The organism is Sanguibacter antarcticus (assembly GCF_002564005.1).
In the GTDB taxonomy this organism is placed as follows: Bacteria; Actinomycetota; Actinomycetes; order Actinomycetales; family Cellulomonadaceae; genus Sanguibacter; species Sanguibacter antarcticus.
Window position 1 is genome coordinate 3,222,795 of record NZ_PDJG01000001.1, and the last position, 15,883, is coordinate 3,238,677.

Annotated in this window: 16 protein-coding genes and 2 riboswitches; of the genes, 10 read left to right on the forward strand and 6 right to left on the reverse strand. The window is 71.0% G+C overall.

The window, feature by feature from the left end; genetic code table 11:
- The first annotated feature begins 19 nt into the window (after nucleotides 1–19).
- The 6 genes from ATL42_RS14725 to ATL42_RS14750 all read left to right on the forward strand — a co-directional run bounded on the left by ATL42_RS14725 (nucleotide 20) and on the right by ATL42_RS14750 (nucleotide 4,617).
- Nucleotides 20–1,081 carry a FecCD family ABC transporter permease gene (locus tag ATL42_RS14725; protein ID WP_098456002.1) on the forward strand — a complete coding sequence of 354 codons (1,062 nt, stop codon included), beginning with the start codon at nucleotides 20–22 and terminating at the stop codon, nucleotides 1,079–1,081.
- Nucleotides 1,082–1,083: 2 nt separating this feature from the next.
- Nucleotides 1,084–2,172, forward strand: a complete 1,089-nt coding sequence (locus ATL42_RS14730) for a FecCD family ABC transporter permease (protein ID WP_098456003.1) — start codon at nucleotides 1,084–1,086, stop codon at nucleotides 2,170–2,172.
- Nucleotide 2,173: 1 nt separating this feature from the next.
- Entirely contained in the window at nucleotides 2,174–3,007 is an 834-nt protein-coding gene (locus ATL42_RS14735; RefSeq protein ID WP_098456004.1) for an ABC transporter ATP-binding protein, read from the forward strand.
- Nucleotides 3,008–3,126: 119 nt separating this feature from the next.
- Complete coding sequence (gene purS, locus ATL42_RS14740) at nucleotides 3,127–3,393, forward strand: phosphoribosylformylglycinamidine synthase subunit PurS (protein WP_098456005.1); 267 nt, start codon at nucleotides 3,127–3,129, stop codon at nucleotides 3,391–3,393.
- Entirely contained in the window at nucleotides 3,390–4,112 is a 723-nt protein-coding gene (gene purQ, locus ATL42_RS14745; RefSeq protein ID WP_098456006.1) for a phosphoribosylformylglycinamidine synthase subunit PurQ, read from the forward strand. Before purS ends, purQ begins: the two co-directional genes overlap by 4 nt.
- A gap of 28 nt (nucleotides 4,113–4,140) precedes the next feature.
- On the forward strand, nucleotides 4,141–4,617 hold the full coding sequence (locus tag ATL42_RS14750) for a GNAT family N-acetyltransferase (RefSeq protein WP_098456007.1): 477 nt from the start codon (nucleotides 4,141–4,143) through the stop codon (nucleotides 4,615–4,617).
- A gap of 230 nt (nucleotides 4,618–4,847) precedes the next feature.
- Here the strand turns inward: ATL42_RS14750 and ATL42_RS14755 are convergent, their stop codons facing one another.
- Together ATL42_RS14755 and ATL42_RS14760 are read right to left on the reverse strand one after the other, a co-directional pair.
- Nucleotides 4,848–6,074 carry an O-succinylhomoserine sulfhydrylase gene (locus tag ATL42_RS14755; protein WP_098456008.1) on the reverse strand — a complete coding sequence of 409 codons (1,227 nt, stop codon included), beginning with the start codon at nucleotides 6,072–6,074 and terminating at the stop codon, nucleotides 4,848–4,850.
- A complete protein-coding gene (locus tag ATL42_RS14760) occupies nucleotides 6,071–6,502 on the reverse strand; it encodes a rhodanese-like domain-containing protein (protein ID WP_098456009.1) in 432 nt (143 codons plus the stop codon). Before ATL42_RS14760 ends, ATL42_RS14755 begins: the two co-directional genes overlap by 4 nt.
- Before the next feature lie 19 nt (nucleotides 6,503–6,521).
- Nucleotides 6,522–6,617: riboswitch (SAM riboswitch) on the reverse strand.
- A gap of 110 nt (nucleotides 6,618–6,727) precedes the next feature.
- Nucleotides 6,728–6,842, forward strand: a riboswitch (SAM riboswitch).
- Between the two features lie 45 nt (nucleotides 6,843–6,887).
- Here ATL42_RS14760 and ATL42_RS14765 point away from each other — a divergent pair.
- Nucleotides 6,888–8,345, forward strand: a complete 1,458-nt coding sequence (locus tag ATL42_RS14765) for an aminotransferase class V-fold PLP-dependent enzyme (RefSeq protein ID WP_098456609.1) — start codon at nucleotides 6,888–6,890, stop codon at nucleotides 8,343–8,345.
- Nucleotides 8,346–8,416: 71 nt separating this feature from the next.
- Entirely contained in the window at nucleotides 8,417–9,493 is a 1,077-nt protein-coding gene (locus ATL42_RS14770) for an endo alpha-1,4 polygalactosaminidase (protein ID WP_098456010.1), read from the forward strand.
- A gap of 24 nt (nucleotides 9,494–9,517) precedes the next feature.
- On the opposite strand, the gene ATL42_RS14775 is transcribed toward ATL42_RS14770, so the two are convergent.
- The 3 genes from ATL42_RS14775 to ATL42_RS14785 all read right to left on the reverse strand — a co-directional run bounded on the left by ATL42_RS14775 (nucleotide 9,518) and on the right by ATL42_RS14785 (nucleotide 12,464).
- Nucleotides 9,518–10,744, reverse strand: coding sequence for an RtcB family protein (locus ATL42_RS14775; RefSeq protein WP_098456011.1), 1,227 nt, complete (start codon nucleotides 10,742–10,744; stop codon nucleotides 9,518–9,520).
- Nucleotides 10,745–10,930: 186 nt separating this feature from the next.
- Nucleotides 10,931–11,782 carry an SDR family oxidoreductase gene (locus ATL42_RS14780; RefSeq protein WP_098456012.1) on the reverse strand — a complete coding sequence of 284 codons (852 nt, stop codon included), beginning with the start codon at nucleotides 11,780–11,782 and terminating at the stop codon, nucleotides 10,931–10,933.
- A gap of 64 nt (nucleotides 11,783–11,846) precedes the next feature.
- Nucleotides 11,847–12,464, reverse strand: a complete 618-nt coding sequence (locus ATL42_RS14785; RefSeq protein ID WP_098456013.1) for a pentapeptide repeat-containing protein — start codon at nucleotides 12,462–12,464, stop codon at nucleotides 11,847–11,849.
- Between the two features lie 126 nt (nucleotides 12,465–12,590).
- On the opposite strand from ATL42_RS14785, the gene ATL42_RS14790 reads away from it, so the two are divergent.
- Both ATL42_RS14790 and ATL42_RS14795 read left to right on the forward strand, forming a co-directional pair.
- Nucleotides 12,591–13,763 (forward strand): FAD-dependent oxidoreductase, encoded by a 1,173-nt coding sequence (locus tag ATL42_RS14790; RefSeq protein WP_098456014.1) that lies wholly within the window; start codon nucleotides 12,591–12,593, stop codon nucleotides 13,761–13,763.
- Between the two features lie 39 nt (nucleotides 13,764–13,802).
- A complete protein-coding gene (locus ATL42_RS14795) occupies nucleotides 13,803–14,813 on the forward strand; it encodes a S41 family peptidase (RefSeq protein ID WP_098456015.1) in 1,011 nt (336 codons plus the stop codon).
- A gap of 56 nt (nucleotides 14,814–14,869) precedes the next feature.
- Here ATL42_RS14795 and ATL42_RS14800 read toward each other — a convergent pair whose 3' ends face one another.
- Complete coding sequence (locus tag ATL42_RS14800) at nucleotides 14,870–15,874, reverse strand: MaoC family dehydratase (RefSeq protein WP_098456610.1); 1,005 nt, start codon at nucleotides 15,872–15,874, stop codon at nucleotides 14,870–14,872.
- Between the last annotated feature and the right edge of the window lie 9 nt (nucleotides 15,875–15,883).

The following is a 15,883-nucleotide window of genomic DNA, read 5'->3' on the forward strand; positions in this document are numbered from 1 at the left end:
CGTTGCGAGCCCACCGAGCATGACGCAGACGACCACCAGCGGACAGCCGGTCGCGACCCCTCGGGGCACGCGGCCGGCTGGTCCGCGTCGCGCCACCCTCGTGGCCGGCCTCCTCCTCGGTCTCGCGGCCGGCCTCCTCGTCGCTCTCGTGAGCGTGGGAGTCGGTGCCCGCCAGGTCCCGCTCGACCAGGCCTGGGCCGCGCTCACCGCGTACGTCCCCGGCGACATCGCGCACGAGGCAGTCCGCTCCCGCGTCCCTCGGACGGTCCTCGGCCTCCTCGTCGGGGCGTCCCTCGGCCTCGCCGGCGCCCTCATGCAAGGCCTCACCCGCAACCCCATCGCCGACCCCGGGATCCTTGGCGTCAACGCCGGGGCGTCGATGTTCGTCGTCCTCGGGATCGTCGTCCTCGGCGTGACCTCGCCGGCCGCGCAGGTGTGGTTCGCGTTCGCCGGAGCCGCTGTCGCCGCCGTCGCCGTGTACTGGGTCGCGTCGCTCGGGCGAGGCGGGCCCACCCCCGTGAAGCTCGCGCTCGCCGGAGCGTGCATCACGGCGGCGCTCACCTCCGTCATCACCGCGCTGCTCATCATGAACACGCGCGCCTGGGACACGTTCCGCTTCTGGCAGGTCGGCTCCGTCGCCGGGCGTTCCCTCGACATCGTCGGCACGGTGCTGCCCTACCTCGTCCTCGGGATGCTGGTCGCCCTCGCGAGCGGCCGCGTCCTCAACGCCCTCTCCCTGGGCGACGACCTCGCGCGCGGGCTCGGCCAGAACGTGGGGCGGGCCCGAGGGCTCGCGGCCGTCGGCGTCGTGCTCCTCTGCGGCGGTGCGACGGCGGCAGCCGGCCCGGTCGCGTTCGTCGGCCTCACCGTCCCGCACGTCGCCCGCGCCATCACCGGCCCGGACTATCGGTGGATCCTGCCTTACAGCGGGCTGCTCGGCGCCGTCCTCGTCGTCCTTGCCGACGTCCTCGGCCGGATCGTCGCGCACCCCGGACAGCTCCAGGTCGGCATCGTCACCGCGTTCATCGGGGCGCCCGTGTTCATCGCGCTCGTCCGCCGCAGAAAGCTGGCCGAGCTGTGAGCGTGCCCGCAGCAGAACCGTGGGCTCAGGCCGCCGGAGCGGACCGCGCACCGAGGCCCAGCCCCAGCCCTGTCGCCGTCGTCCGCGCAGCGCGCCGCGAGCGCACCACCCGCTACCGCGTGGTGACCACGGCCCTCGTGGCCGTCACGGTCGGGCTCGTCGTCCTCACGCTGTGCGTCGGGGCGTTCATGGTGTCCTTCGTCGACGTCCTACGGGTCGTCGGCGGCGCAGACATCGACGGGGCGACCTTCGTCGTGTGGGACCTGCGCCTCCCGCGCACCGTCACGGCGGTGTGCGTCGGGGTCGCGTTCGGGCTCTCCGGAGCGATCTTCCAGACGCTCGTCCGCAACCCGCTCGCGAGCCCCGACATCATCGGTATCACCGCCGGAGCGAGCGCCGCGGCCGTCGTCGCCATCATGCTCTTCGGCCTCAACCCCGACCTCGCAGCACCCTTCGCCTTCGGCGGTGCGCTCGTCGCGGCGGCGATCATCTACCTGCTCGCGTGGCGCGGCTCGGTCTCCGGCTACCGCCTCGTGCTCGTCGGTATCGGTGTCGCGGCCATCCTCAACGCTGTGGTGAGCTACGCGCTGACGCGCGGCGACGTCATCGACGCCAACGAGGCCCTCGTGTGGATCACCGGGTCGCTCAACGCCAGCTCGTGGGGCCGCCTGCCCGGGCTCGTCTGGCCGCTGCTCGCGCTCCTCCCGGTCGTGGCGCTCCTCGCCCGCCCGTTGCGCGGCCTCCAGCTCGGTGACGACCTGGCGGCCGGGATCGGCGTCCGGCCAGAGCGTTCCAAGCTCGCGCTCATCGTCGTGGCCGTCGCTCTTGCCGCCATCGCGACGGCTGCTGCCGGACCTGTCGCCTTCGTCGCGTTCGTGTCCGCTCCCATCGCCCGGAGGCTCGCGCCCGGCTCGGGTCTCGCCCTCGTGCCGTCCGGGCTCGTCGGTGCGTGCGTGGTCCTCGCAGCGGACTTCGCCGGTGCCCAGCTGTTCGGGGACACGCGGCTGCCCGTCGGCATCATCACCGGCGTCATCGGCGCGCCGTTCCTCCTGTGGCTGCTCGCCCAGTCCAACCGCACCGGAAAGGGCTGACATGGTCCACCACACGCTCGCCGCACGGGACCTCACGCTCGGGTACGACGCCAAGGTCGTCGTCCCCGACCTCAGCGTCGACATCCCCACCGGGCAGATCACCGTCATCGTCGGCGCCAACGCGTGCGGCAAGTCGACCCTCTTGCGGGGGCTCGCACGGTTGCTCTCGCCGTCGTCGGGCACCGTGCTGCTCGACGGCGAGGACATCCGTTCACGCTCGACGAAGGAGGTCGCGCGCGTGCTCGGTCTGCTGCCCCAGACGCCGATCGCGCCCGACGGCATCACGGTCGCCGACCTCGTGGGTCGAGGACGGTACCCGCACCAGGGCTGGTTCCGGCAGTGGTCCACCGAGGACGACGAGGCCGTGGCGGAGGCGCTCGAGGCGACCTCGACGCTGAGCCTCGCGGGACGCCCGGTCGACGAGCTCTCCGGCGGGCAGCGCCAGCGCGTGTGGATCGCGATGGCGCTCGCGCAGCGCACGGACCTCCTCCTGCTCGACGAGCCGACGACCTTCCTCGACGTCAACCACCAGATCGAGGTCCTCGACCTCCTGTGCCGGCTCAACCGGACGCTCGGGCGCACCGTCGTCATGGTGCTCCACGACCTCAACCTGTCGGCGCGGTACGCCGACCACCTCATCGCCATGAAGGACGGCCAGATCCACAGTCAGGGCACGCCGGCGGAGGTCATGACCGCCCAGGGGATCGAGGAGGTGTTCGGTCTGCGGTGCCGGGTCATCGACGACCCCGAGACGGGCACACCGCTCATGGTGCCGATCGCGGCCCCGCACCTCATCGGACCAGGTCGCTTCGGGGTCCGGACGAGCGCGGTCTGAGGACCACGCACGTCTCAGCGACGAGACCGTCTGCCGGAGCGCTCGGCGCTCACGATAAACTGGCGACCGGTCTGTACCTTGCACCTGCAGCAGACAAGAACCGAGCCCGAGGAGTCCCCGTGGGACGCGTAGTCGTCGACGTCATGCCGAAGCCCGAGATCCTTGACCCGCAGGGCAAAGCCGTCGCCGGAGCCTTGCCACGCCTGGGCTTCACGCAGTTCTCCAGCGTCCGCCAGGGCAAGCGCTTCGAGCTCGAGGTCGACGGTCCTGTCACCGCCGAGGTGCTCGCCGCGGCCCGCGAGGCAGCCGAGCACGTGCTGTCCAACCCCATCATCGAAGACGTCGTCACCGTGTTCGACGCGTCCGACGATGTCGCAGCCGGATGAGCGACACCCAGCACCTCGGCGGCGCCCGCATCGGCGTCGTCACGTTCCCCGGGACGCTCGACGACCGTGACGCGGCCCGTGCCGTCCGGCTCGCGGGCGGGATCGCCGTCCCTCTGTGGCACGCCGACGCCGACCTGCACGGCGTCGACGCGGTCGTCCTGCCCGGTGGGTTCTCGTACGGCGACTACCTGCGCGCCGGTGCGATCTCGCGCTTCGCTCCCGTCATGGAGACCCTCGTCGACGCCGCGAACGGCGGGCTGCCCGTCCTCGGCATCTGCAACGGGTTCCAGATCCTCACCGAGGCGCACCTCCTCCCCGGTTCCATGGTGAAGAACGACGGCCTCGCGTTCCTGTGCACCGAGCAGACCCTCGTCGTGGAGAACGCGACGACCGCCTGGACCAGGGACTACACCCAGGGTGAGCAGATCACCGTCCCGCTGAAGAACCAGGACGGCCAGTTCGTCGCCGACGAGCACACCCTCGACGAGCTCGAGGGCGAGGGTCGCGTCGTGGTCCGCTACGCGGGGGCCAACCCCAACGGGTCGCGCCGCGGGATCGCCGGCATCACGAACGCGGCGGGCAACGTCGTCGGCCTCATGCCGCACCCCGAGCACGCCGTCGAGTCCGGTTTCGGGACGGCTGCGGTCCAGGGGCCCCGCGCGGGCACGGACGGTCTGAAGTTCTTCACGTCCGTCCTCGGCTCGCTCGTCCGCGCCTGATCGCCCGCTCGTCGTGACAGTTCCTGGGGTGCCTGACGCCGTCGTCGAGACCGTGCCGTGGGACCTCGCCGAGGTCGACGCCCTGCGGCGGGAGCAGCAGGTCGAGCTCCGTGGTCGGTACGGTTCCGGCGAGCCCGGACCGCCGCCGACCGGCCGCGGGCTCGTCGCGATGGTCCTCGTCCGGGTCGACGGCGAGCCGAGCGCGTGCGGCGCGGTCCAGGACATCACGGGGGAGCACCCCGACCTCGGGGCGGGACGCACCGGGGAGATCAAGCGCGTCTTCGTCCGTGTCTCTGCTCGGCGCCGCGGCCTGTCCAGGCTCGTCATGGCGGCACTGCACGAGCACGCGCGCGACGCGGGTCTCGACCGGCTCGTCCTCGAGACCGGCATGCTCCAGCCCGAGGCGATCGCACTCTACGAGGCGTGCGGCTACAGCCTGATCGACAACTACGGCCCGTACGCCACGGACCCGGTGTCCCTCTGCTACGCGTACGACCTCACCTGAAGAGTCCGCATCCGAGCAACCCCCTGGCCTGACTGGCCGGGCCCACGCCGGTGCCGGTGCCGGTGCCGGTGCAGGTGCAGGTGCAGGTGAGATCGGGCACTTGTCTCGGGCTCGGGCAGTCAATAGCCCTAGCCCGAGACAAGTGCCCGAGGTGGGTGCCGGTGTCCGGGGCGTTCGGCGACTACTGCACGATCCCAGCGTCGTCGCGGCGAGGCTCCGGAAGCACGCCGTCAGGTCGCCGCGAGGGCCCGCTCGACGTCCTCGATGAGGTCGAGGGGGTCTTCGAGGCCGATGCTCAGCCGCACGGTCGTCTCCATGATGCCGACCGCGGCGCGGCCGGCAGGGCCGAGCTTGCGGTGGGTCGTGGTCGCGGGGTGCGTGACGAGCGACTTCGCGTCGCCGAGGTTGTTGGAGATGTCGATGACCTCGAGCGCGTCGAGGAACGTGAACGCCCGCTTCTTCGCGGTCTCGGGGTCGGTGCCGTCGGGCACGGCGAGGTCGAAGGTCACGACCGTGCCGCCGCCTGACTGCTGCGACCGGGCGAGCTCGTGCTGCGGGTGCGACGGCAAGAACGGGTACCGCACACGCGTGATGCCAGGCAGCGTCTCGAGGTGCTCGGCGACCTTCAGCGCGGCGGCCGTCTGAGCATGGACGCGCAGCGGCAGCGTCTCGAGCCCCTTGAGGAGCACCCAGGCGTTGAACGGGCTCAGCGACGGCCCGGTGTTCCTGATGAACTTCTGCACCGGTCCGTCGATGTACTCCCTCGAGCCGAGGATCGCTCCGCCGAGCACGCGGCCCTGGCCGTCGATGTGCTTCGTGGCGGAGTAGACGACCACGTCGGCGCCGAGCGCGAAGGGCTGCTGGAGGACGGGGGTCGCGAAGACGTTGTCGAGGACGACGACGGCGCCGGCCGCGTGGGCGAGCTCGCACACGCGTCGGACGTCGACGATGTCCTGCATGGGGTTGGACGGGGTCTCGAAGAAGACGACGTCGGCGGGCGTGGCGAGGGCGGCCTCCCACTGGTCGGTCTCGTGACCGTCCACGTAGTCGACGACGACGCCCCAGTCGGCGAAGATCTCGTCGAAGATGACGACCGTCGACCCGAAGAGGGCCCGTGCGGACACGATGCGGGAGCCGGACTTCACGAGGGCGGCGAGGGACGTGAAGACGGCGGACATGCCGGTCGCCGTCGCGTAGCAGGCCTCGGCGCCGTCGAGCAGGCGGAGCCGCTCCTCGAACATGCGGACGGTCGGGTTGCCGTAGCGGGAGTAGATGAAGCGGTCGAGGTCGCCCTTGAAGGCGGCCTCGGCCTCGGCGCCGCTGCCGTAGACGTAGCCCTGTGTGAGGAAGATCGGCTCCGACGTCTCGTCGAAGTTCGAGCGGACCTGCCCGCCGCGCACGGCGAGCGTCGCAGGGCGCAGCGTCCGCGGGGCGGCCGTGCCGGGCACCGCGTTCACTCCGTGCCGGTGTACGTGGTCGACGGGAGGTCGCGCAGGAGCCACCCGTTGATGGTGCGTCGACCGTTGGCGTCGACGTCGCCCTCGAAACCTTCGAGGATGTTGTACGCGGGGCCGTAGCCGGCGGCTGTCGCGTCGCTGGCGGCGCCGATGGAGCGGTTGCCCGAGCGGCAGAGGAAGGCGATCGGACGGTCGTCGCCCGGCTGGAGCCCGGTCTTCTCCGCGACCTGTGCGACGAAGTCCTCGTTCGGCCCGGTGGCGGTAGCCCACTCGACGAAGGTGACGTCGCGGCCGTCGAGCTCGCTCACGTCGGGGACGCCGATCTGGCGCCACTCCGCCTCGGTGCGCACGTCGACGATCACTGCGCGGGGGTCGTCGCGCAGAAGGTCCCAGGCCTGCTGGGGGGTGAGGTCGCCTGCATAGGTCATGTTCGTGCCTCCGTCTGTCGTTCCATCGGTCCGGGCGGTAGCACCCTCACCTCGGTGGCCGAGGGGGTTGCTGCGGCGTCGTCGTGCCAGGTCACTCAGCCGCTCTGGATGGTCGTGCGTCTCAGGATCGCGCGCCACCCTGAAAATGAGACGCTCTGATCATATGGTGAGACGCTACCGGTTCGTGCGTTGACACGCACCTGATTGTCCCCGATCGTTGAGTCAGGTCACGAGTGCCAGCAGAATGCCCCGGCTTGCTGGCCGGCAACCCTCCTTCCGCGGTGGGGTGCCCCGGGTGAAGACCTGGCCGGAGTCAGTCGATCTCCGGCAAGCGCGGGACCGCACGCAGGTGCACAGCGGTCCCCTGATCGTCGAAGGACTCGCCATGTCTGTCACCACCACGCTCGATCGCACAGGCTCCGAGACCACGGCCGTCGAGCGCACGGCGACCGCGCTGGTCCCAGTAGCCGGTGTCGCGAGCTGTCTCCCTGTCGTCGGCTCCGACACCCTCGTCCCGCTCGTCGACGGCCGGACCGTCCCGTACGCCAATCTCGACTGCGCCGCCAGCGCCCCGGCGCTGTGTGCTGTCGCCGACCGCGTCACCGAGGTCCTACCCCTCTACGCGAGCGTGCACCGCGGCGCCGGCTACCTCTCGCAGGTCTCCACGGCTTTGTACGAGGCGAGCCGCCGCGCCATCGGATCGTTCGTCGGCGCCCGCTCCGACGACGTCACCGTCGTCACCCGCAACACCACCGACTCCCTCAACCTTCTCGCCGGATGCATCCCCGACGGCCCGGACGGGGCGCCGGGACGGGTTCTCGTCCTCGACGTCGAGCACCACGCGAACCTCCTGCCGTGGCAGCGCTCGGCCGGCGGAGCGACTGTCCTCGTCGGCGAGACGTCCGTCGCGGGAACGCTCGCCGCCCTGCGTGCGGAGCTCGCTGCCGCGCCCTATGCGCTCGTCGCCGTCACCGGCGCCTCCAACGTCACCGGGGAGTCCCTCCCTGTCGCGGACGTCGTCGCCGCAGTGCACGCCGCCGGAGCGCGCGTGGTCCTCGACGGCGCACAGCTCGTGCCGCACCGCCGCTTCTCGCTCTCGGAGACCGGCGTGGACTACATTGCCTTCTCAGGGCACAAGACCTATGCACCATTCGGGTCCGGTGTCCTCGCGGGACGCCGCGACTGGCTCGACGCTGGTGTGCCGTACCTCGCAGGGGGCGGCGCGGTACGCCACGTCGGCGTCGGTGACGTCGTGTGGACCGATGCGCCCGCCCGTCACGAAGCAGGGTCGCCCAACGTCGTGGGTGCGGTCGCCCTCGCTGCGGCCTGCGACGCGCTCGCCGCGCTCCCCGAGGGTGTGCTCGCCGGGCACGAGGCCGCCCTGCGGACCCGCCTGGTCAACGGGCTGTCTACCGTCCCGGGGGTCCAGATCGTCACGGCCTGGGCCGACGCGGTCGATCCGGTCGGTGTCGTGACCTTCTCGGTCGTCGGCCACGACCCGGGGCTCGTCGCTGCGTACCTGTCTGCCGAGCACGGCATCGGGGTCCGCGACGGCCGGTTCTGCGCCCACCCGCTCCTCGCCCGGCTCGGCTACGACGCGGGTGCAGTCCGCGCGAGCGTCGGCGTCGGCACCACCCTCGACGAGGTCGACCGGTTGGTCACCGCGCTCCATGCCTACGTGTCCACCGGGCCTGTCGCCCGCTACGAGATCGTGGACGGGTGCTGGGCCGTGGTCGACGACCCCCGGCCACTGCCCACAGGCTCCGGGCTCACGGGGCTCGTCGGAACTGCTGCCGCAGCCTTCGGAGCCGGTGGCCCGGCGTGCGGCCCGGCACCTGCGTGACGCCCTTGAGCGCTCTGTCGCTTTTCTTCGTTTAGTCGATTTTACAATGAGGTGTGCTTATCGTGGAGAGCATGAAGCACTCTACGACTCCTCGCCGCGTTCTCCATGCTCTGTGTCTCGGTTCCCTCGTCCTCGCACTGACTGCGTGCGAGGACGTCAGAGCCATACCGTGGCCAGCAGCCGGGACAGGAACAGCAACCGACTCGGCGACCGCGGACGCTACTCCTGAGCCCTCTCCTGTCCAGTCAGCCGACCTGGAAGCCACCACAGATGAAGGTACCGCGGAGCCGGTCGAGGTCGCGGTGCCGGATGATGTGGTCCCCGCACCTGTACCCGCTGCCCTCCCCGAAGACGTCGTCCCAGACGAGGCCGCTCCCGCAGAGCCCGTCGTGGTTGAGCCCGTCGCGACGGCCGAGGTGGTCGTGAGCGCCGCGTACCCTGACGACGCGGTCGGCGACTACCAGCTGGGCGGTTCCTACACACCGCCCGCAGGCGTCAACCTCGTCGTGCGCGACAGCACCTCCAAGCCCGCACCAGGCCTGTACAACATCTGCTACATCAATGGCTTCCAGACGCAGTCCGACGACTCTGACGCGTGGCTCAAGGACCACCCCGAGCTCGTCCTGCACGTCGACGGCGAGCCGGTCGCCGACCCCGGATGGCCGGACGAGTACCTCCTCGACGTGTCCACGGCCGCGAAGCGCACAGCCATCGCTGACATCATGGCCGTCACGATGACGTCGTGCGCCGACAAGGGCTTCGACGCGATCGAGTTCGACAACCTCGACTCTTACCTCCGTTCCGACGACGCCCTCGACATCGACGACGCCGTCGCCACCGCACGGCTGTACACCGAGCGCGGGCACGCGCTCGGGCTCGAGGTCGGGCAGAAGAACACGGCCGAGCTCGGCTCCCGCGGACGCGACGAGGTCGGGTTCGACTTCGCGATCGCCGAAGAGTGCGGAGTCTACGAAGAGTGCTCCGACTTCACCGACGTCTATGGCAGCCACGTCTTCGCTATCGAGTATCCCGAGGACGGGGACTTTGCCGAGTCGTGCGCGAGCCCCGGCCGCCCGGACAACATGATCCTGCGTGATCTCGACCTCGTCACCCCCTCTGACAGCGACTACGTCTACGAGCGCTGCTGACACCGTCGCGGCGTCCGGCGCGGCTCACCCCTTCACGCACAGGAGAGTGCGAAGCCGCGCCACCACCTCGACGAGGTCAGACTGCGCTGCGATGACCGCGTCGAGGTCCTTGTAGGCAGCGGGGATCTCGTCGACCACGCCGGCGTCCTTGCGGCACTCGACGCCTGACGTCTGTGCCGCGAGGTCGTCCGTCGTGAACTCCTTCTTCGCCCGTGTCCGGGACATCCGTCGGCCCGCGCCGTGCGACGCGGACTGGAACGACGCGTCGTTCCCGAGCCCCCGCACGATGTACGAGCCTGTCCCCATCGACCCGGGGATGAGCCCGAGGTCGCCGAGCCCCGCCCGGATCGCACCCTTGCGGGTGACGATGAGCTCCGCACCGCCGATCTGCTCGACCGCCACGTAGTTGTGGTGGACGTTGACCGCCTCGTCGAACTCCACGACCACGCCGGCGAAGGCCTTCCGGACCTCGTCGACGACGAGCGCCATCATCACCGCACGCGAGCGTGCCGCGTACTCCTGCGCCCACCGCAGGTCCGTGAGGTACGCATCCATCTGCGGGGTCCCCGCGAGGAACACGGCCAGGTCCCTGTCCGGCAGCGTGAGGTTGTGGTCCAGACCCTTCGCGATCGACACGTGGCGCTCCGCGAGCTCCTTGCCGATGTTCCGCGACCCGGAGTGCAGCTGCAGCCACACCTGGTCGTCCTGGTCGGTGCACAGCTCGATGAAGTGGTTGCCGCCGCCGAGCGTCCCCAGCTGCTTGCGTGCCCGCGCCTCGAGCTGCTGCACCCCGCCGTGGAGCGTCGAGAACCGGCCCCACAGCGAGGCCGTGCCCGAGACGAACGCGGCGCTCGCCGGGCCGGAGCGCACGGGCCGGAGCCGGCTGACGTCGACGGCCGAGCCGTGCGAGTGGAAGCCGACCGGAACAGCACGCTCGAACGCCGAGCGGAGCGGGCCGAGGTCGTCGGGCAGGTCGGACGCCGTGAGCGAGGTCCGGACGCCGATCATGCCGCAGCCGATGTCCACGCCGACGGCGTTGGGCGACACGGCGTCACGCATCGCGATGACGGATCCGACGGTCGCCCCCTTTCCGAGGTGGACGTCTGGCATGACGCGGACGCCCTCGACCCACGGCAGCGCTGCGATGGTGCGCAGCTGCTGGAGCGCCTGCTGGTCGACGTCGTGCGGGTGCGCCCACATGAGCGTCGGCGCTTTTGCGCCCGGGAGGGGGACGGGGAACTCGGCGTGCATGCTGCCTCTCTCGATCGGTGCCGGCCGGGTGCGTCACCCGGGCTGTGCGGCGGGATGACCGTAGCCGACCAGTCCCGTCGGCCACCTCCTTTTTTGCTCGACGACGTCGGCGACGCGCTCGGGTCGACGACTCGGCACCGCTGCGTGCCCCACGCCGAGCCGCGACGCACGCGCTGACGGTCCGCGCTACCGCGGGTTCTGCGTGAGATACGTCTCGAGAGACTGGGGTGCACGCCCGGTGAGGGTCTCGACAGCGGTGCTGACGGCAGCCATGTCGTTGCTGGCGATGGCCGTGTAGGTGCTCACCCATGCGTCGAGCTGCCACCCGGGTGCGTCGAAGCCGGCGCGCGACCTGTAGGCCTCGTCGATCGTCTCGTCGTGGAACCGGACGTCGGTGCCACGGACGCGTGCGATGGTCGCGGCGACGTCCGCGAGGGTGAGCGACTCCGGGCCGGTGAGGTCGTAGACCTGGGAGACGTGCGGTGCCGGGGTCGTGAGGACCGCAGCAGCGGCGCGTGCCACGTCCGAGCGCGTGACGACGGCGACCCGTCCGTCGCCGGCCGGCCCGCGGACGACTCCGTCGTCTCCCACCAGGTCTTCCATGAAGTCGATGTAGAAGCTGTCTCGGAGGAACGTCCACCGCATGCCCGAGGCCTTGATGTGCTCTTCGGTGGCGTGGTGGTCGCGCGCAAGGGTGAAGACTGCGTCGGGCGCCGCTGCGACGAACGACGTGTACACGATGTGCTGCACCCCCGCGGAGGCTGCGGCGTCGACGAAGGACCGGTGCTGGTCGAGCCGTTCGAGGCTCTCCGGGGCTGACACCATGAACAGGGTGTCGACGCCGGCGAGCGCGGCTCGTGAGGCGTCCTCGTCGCTGTAGCTGAACGGGTGCACCGTGCACAGCGGGAGGTGCGGAGCCTTCGCGGGGGTGCGCACCAGCAGTCGTTGCGGGACGTCGCGCTCAGCGAGGTTCCGGGCGACGCGGCCGCCGAGCGCACCGGTGGCGCCGGTGACGGCGAGGGTGGGGAACGTACTCATCAGGGGCTCCTGGGTGGTTTGGGTGAGTCTGCTGTGCGGCCGGGATGCTGGGAGTCAGACCCGATCACCCGGCGACGACGATGCCGAGGTGCGCCGCGAGCGCCGGTGCGAGGTCGCGCAGCTGGTCCTCGCTGATGGTCGCTCCTTTGAGGCCGGCGAGGCCCGTGAGGGCACTGAGCCGTGCCCCGCTGAGGTCCACGCGCTTGAGGTGGGTGGCGGTCGTGGTGAGCTGGTCGATGCGGGTCCCGGGGAAAGCGACGACGTCTGCCCGGACACGGGAGAGGTCGAGCTCGCCGATGACGCAGTCCTCGAAGCGGACCTCGCTCAGGCGCGCGTCGCGGAGGTTGAGGTAGTCGATCTTCACGTCGCGGAACGTCACGCGGGACCAGTCGCCGGAGTAGGCCTGGATGCCGCCGAGCCTGCTGGCGCGGACGGTCACGTCGAGCCACGATCCGGAGGCGACGTCGAGGGTGTCCGCGTTGACCGTGTCGAACGTGCAGCCCATGAGCCGGGCGGAGCCGAGGTTCGTGCCGGAGAGGTCGGCGTCGCGGAACTCGGAGTCGATGATGCGCGAGCCCGACGCGTCGACGTCCCGCAGGTCGGTCCCGTCGAACACGCCGTTCTCGACGTATCCCTCGGGCTCGAGGCGCTGGGGGTCGTCGGGAAGGTCGTCTGTCGCCATGGACCCACTTTCTCACGCACGCTGGAGGGCACCCACGAGGTCGGAGCGAGCGGACCTCGACCGGGAATGTCCTGGCGGAGTCTGACGTTCCCCCGATGATTGACTCATCAACTATCTGAGGTGCGCATGCTCGACGTCGTGGTCATCGGAGCCGGTCAGGCCGGGCTCGCCGCCGCCTACCACCTGGTGCGTCTCGGCCTGGAGCCCGAGCGTGACTTCGTCGTCCTCGACGCCAACGACGGCCCCGGGGGAGCGTGGCGCCATCGCTGGCCGTCCCTCACCCTCGGCGCGGCGCACGGCATCCACGACCTGCCCGGACTGCCCATCGGGCCTCCGGACCCGACCGAGCCCGCGTCCGCCGCGGTCGCCCGCTACTACGGGACCTACGAGGAGACGTTCAGCCTCCCGGTGCACCGGCCCGTCACCGTGACCGCGGTGCGCCCCGAGACCGACGACCCCGCGTCGCCCCTGCTCGTCACAGGGACCGAGGGCACGCTCGCAGCACCGCGGACGTGGCGCACCCGCACGATCGTCAGCGCGACCGGCACGTGGACCCGCCCGTACTGGCCGCACTACCCAGGCCGCGAGCTCTTCCAGGGGCGCCAGCTCCACACGCACGACTTCTGGTCGGTCGACGAGTTTCGCGGCCAGCACGTCGTGGTCGTCGGGGGCGGCGCGTCCGCCGTGCAGTTCCTCCTGCCGCTCGCGCAGGTTGCGACGACGACGTGGGCGACGCGTCGCCCGCCCGTCTTCGGCGACCGGGTGTTCGACCGCGAGTGGGGCATCGACGTCGAGCGCCGCGTCCGCGAACGGACCGCTGCCGGGCTGCCGACGCTCAGCGTCGTCGGCGCGACCGGTCTGCCCCTGACCCCGGAGTACCAGCAAGGCATCGACGACGGGGTGCTCGTCTCGCGCGGCATGTTCACACGCATCACCGAGCACGGGGTCGTCTTCCCCGACGCGTCGGCGCCCGGCGGCGAGACCGAGGTCCGCGCGGACGCGATCCTGTGGGCGACCGGGTTCCGCCCGGCCGTCGACCACCTCTCGCCCTTGCGCCTGCGCGAGCACGGCGGCGCCATCGCGACAGACGGTGTGCACGTGCCGCGCGACGGTCGGATCTTCCTCGCCGGCTACGGCGCCGGGGCGTCGACCATCGGGGCGACACGGTCCGGACGAGCTGCGGCGGTGGCAGCGGCACGCGCGGTGCGCGGTGCGGACGGGCGGCCCAGCGGCCCCGTCGGGCGACCGTCCGACGCGACGTGGCTCAGCCACGGCGCGAGCGGACACACACGGGTGTGAGAGCCTGCTTCACGAGGAGCGAGCACGGAGAGGAGCGCGGTGCGCAGGTCTGTCTGCTTCATGCTCGCGGTCATGGCCGTCGCGCCGGGACTTGCGGGCTGTGCTGGTGGGGACGTCACACCCGAGGACGTCACCCCTCCGGACATCACCGCCAAGATCTCCTCGCAGGAGTATCTCGCAGAGGCGCTCCAGCTTCTGGACGACGGCATCCTTGCGGGCTCAGGCGACTGGACGGCGGCTCGAGCGGATGCGATCGCGCGCGTGACGGCCGAGACCTCGCTCGACGACGTCCACGCGATGCTCGACGACCTGGCGACCGTCGCGGGCGGCCTGCACAGCCGGTTCCGCACACCTGACGAAGTGCGTTCGTGGGAGAAGGACGCGCTGGGCACTGACGGTCCCGAGGTCCCGAGCGTCGAGCGCGACGGCGACGTCGCTGTCCTCACTCTCCCGTCTTTCCCGATCGACGACCCGGCTCTGGTCGAGGCCTACGTCGACGCGAGCGTGGCTGCGATCCGACCGTTTGCCGACGCGGACCTGTGCGGGTGGGTCGTCGATGTCTCCCTGAACACCGGTGGGAACGGTGACGCGATGATCGTGGCGGCGTCGCCGCTGCTCTCCGACGGACTGGTGCTGGGTCTGGAGGAGCCGGACGGCACCGTGCGCGAGCTCGCGGTCGACGGCAACACGGTCCTCGGCGACGGCGACGTGCTCGTCGGTGGGTCCGGGAGCCCGATCAAGATCCGCACCCCGTCGATCGTTGTCCGCCACAGCCTGATGACGGCGAGCGCCGGTGAGGCGGTCGTGGTCGCGTTCTACGGCGAGCCGTCGGCACGGACCTTCGGTTCCCGGACGCGCGGGTTCACGACCGGCAACACGTACACCGAGCTGGCGGACGGAGCAGGCCTCACGGTGACCACGGGTGCGTTCCAGGACCGCCTCGGGAACACCTACGACGGCAAGCTCGCCCCAGGTGTCGAAGGTCCGGGAGCGAGCGTGGCAGCTGATCTCGCGTCGACGGAGAGCGACTGGCTCCGCGCCAGGTGCTGAGCATCTGGCGCGGAGCAGGGAACGGTTCTGTGCGCCCTCGAGGAGGACGCCACCACCTAGCCCGGCGTGACCGTCCCTGTGAAGTGCTCCTTGCCGCTGCGAGCGTTCCAGCCGACATACGTGAAGCCGTCACCGGGGCTCTCGCTCCGCGTGATCGCCACCGCCACCTTCCCGGGCAGCAGCACCGGCTTGGCGAACTCGACGGTCCACTCGAATGCTCCGGCCTGTCCCGCACCGGTCTCCGACAGTGCCCGTGCGGCCGTGTACATGCCGTGCGCGATCGCCTTCGGGAAGCCGAACGCCTTGGCGGTCAGTGCGGAGAGGTGGATCGGGTTCCGGTCCCCGGAGACTGCCGCGTACCGACGACCCGTGCCGGCGTCGAGCTGCCACTGCGCGGTCGGGAAGCGCTCAGTGGTTGCCTCCGCGTCGGCCACGCGAGCCGCGCTGGCGGTCGCCTGCGGCGCACCCGGCTCGACGACCGAGACGCTCCCCGCACCCTTCGCGAGATACGTCGACACCCCGCGCCACACGACCTCGCGCGCGTGCCCTGCTCCGGAGAGCGCAGAGACCTCGGTGACGAGGTCCACCTGCGTCCCCTTGCGGTGGGGCCGTGCGTTCTCGGCCCACGCCTGGACCTCGAGGTGCTCGTCGGCGAGCACGGGACGCGAGACGCGCACGGCGTTGGCGAGGTGCACCATCCCGGCGACGGGCAGCGGGAAGTCCGGACGGACCATGAGTGCCATCGCCACGGGGAAGGCGAGGACGTGCACGAACCCGGCAGGGAGGTGGTCGTCGGTGGGCTCGCCCAAGAGTCGCTGGTAGGCGAGCAGGTGCTCGGGGTCCGCGACGACGTCGGCGACGCGATACGTCACGTCGGGCAGCACGACGGTCGACCGTCCGGGCTCGGCGCTCTCGTCGAGACCGCCCAGTCCCGGAATCTTCGAGAGCAGCCGTTCTGCGCTCGGCACGACCGCTCGCACGTACAGCCCACCGAGGCCAGGGACCTCGGGGAGCGTCTTGACGTGCGCGGGCCGGTCGCCGCTCGTGCTGGAGGTGTTCATGTCCGCCAC

Excerpts from the sequence above, each read along its gene's own strand:
- ATL42_RS14775 (WP_098456011.1), bottom strand. The coding sequence starts at position 10,744 with ATGCACGCCGAGTTCCCCGTCCCCCTCCCGGGCGCAAAAGCGCCGACG.
- ATL42_RS14765 (WP_098456609.1), top strand. The coding sequence starts at position 6,888 with ATGTCTGTCACCACCACGCTCGATCGCACAGGCTCCGAGACCACGGCC.
- ATL42_RS14785 (WP_098456013.1), bottom strand. The coding sequence starts at position 12,464 with ATGGCGACAGACGACCTTCCCGACGACCCCCAGCGCCTCGAGCCCGAG.
- ATL42_RS14800 (WP_098456610.1), bottom strand. The coding sequence starts at position 15,874 with ATGAACACCTCCAGCACGAGCGGCGACCGGCCCGCGCACGTCAAGACG.
- purQ (WP_098456006.1), top strand. The coding sequence starts at position 3,390 with ATGAGCGACACCCAGCACCTCGGCGGCGCCCGCATCGGCGTCGTCACG.
- ATL42_RS14780 (WP_098456012.1), bottom strand. The coding sequence starts at position 11,782 with ATGAGTACGTTCCCCACCCTCGCCGTCACCGGCGCCACCGGTGCGCTC.
- ATL42_RS14770 (WP_098456010.1), top strand. The coding sequence starts at position 8,417 with ATGAAGCACTCTACGACTCCTCGCCGCGTTCTCCATGCTCTGTGTCTC.
- ATL42_RS14790 (WP_098456014.1), top strand. The coding sequence starts at position 12,591 with ATGCTCGACGTCGTGGTCATCGGAGCCGGTCAGGCCGGGCTCGCCGCC.
- ATL42_RS14735 (WP_098456004.1), top strand. The coding sequence starts at position 2,174 with ATGGTCCACCACACGCTCGCCGCACGGGACCTCACGCTCGGGTACGAC.
- ATL42_RS14760 (WP_098456009.1), bottom strand. The coding sequence starts at position 6,502 with ATGACCTATGCAGGCGACCTCACCCCCCAGCAGGCCTGGGACCTTCTG.
- ATL42_RS14725 (WP_098456002.1), top strand. The coding sequence starts at position 20 with ATGACGCAGACGACCACCAGCGGACAGCCGGTCGCGACCCCTCGGGGC.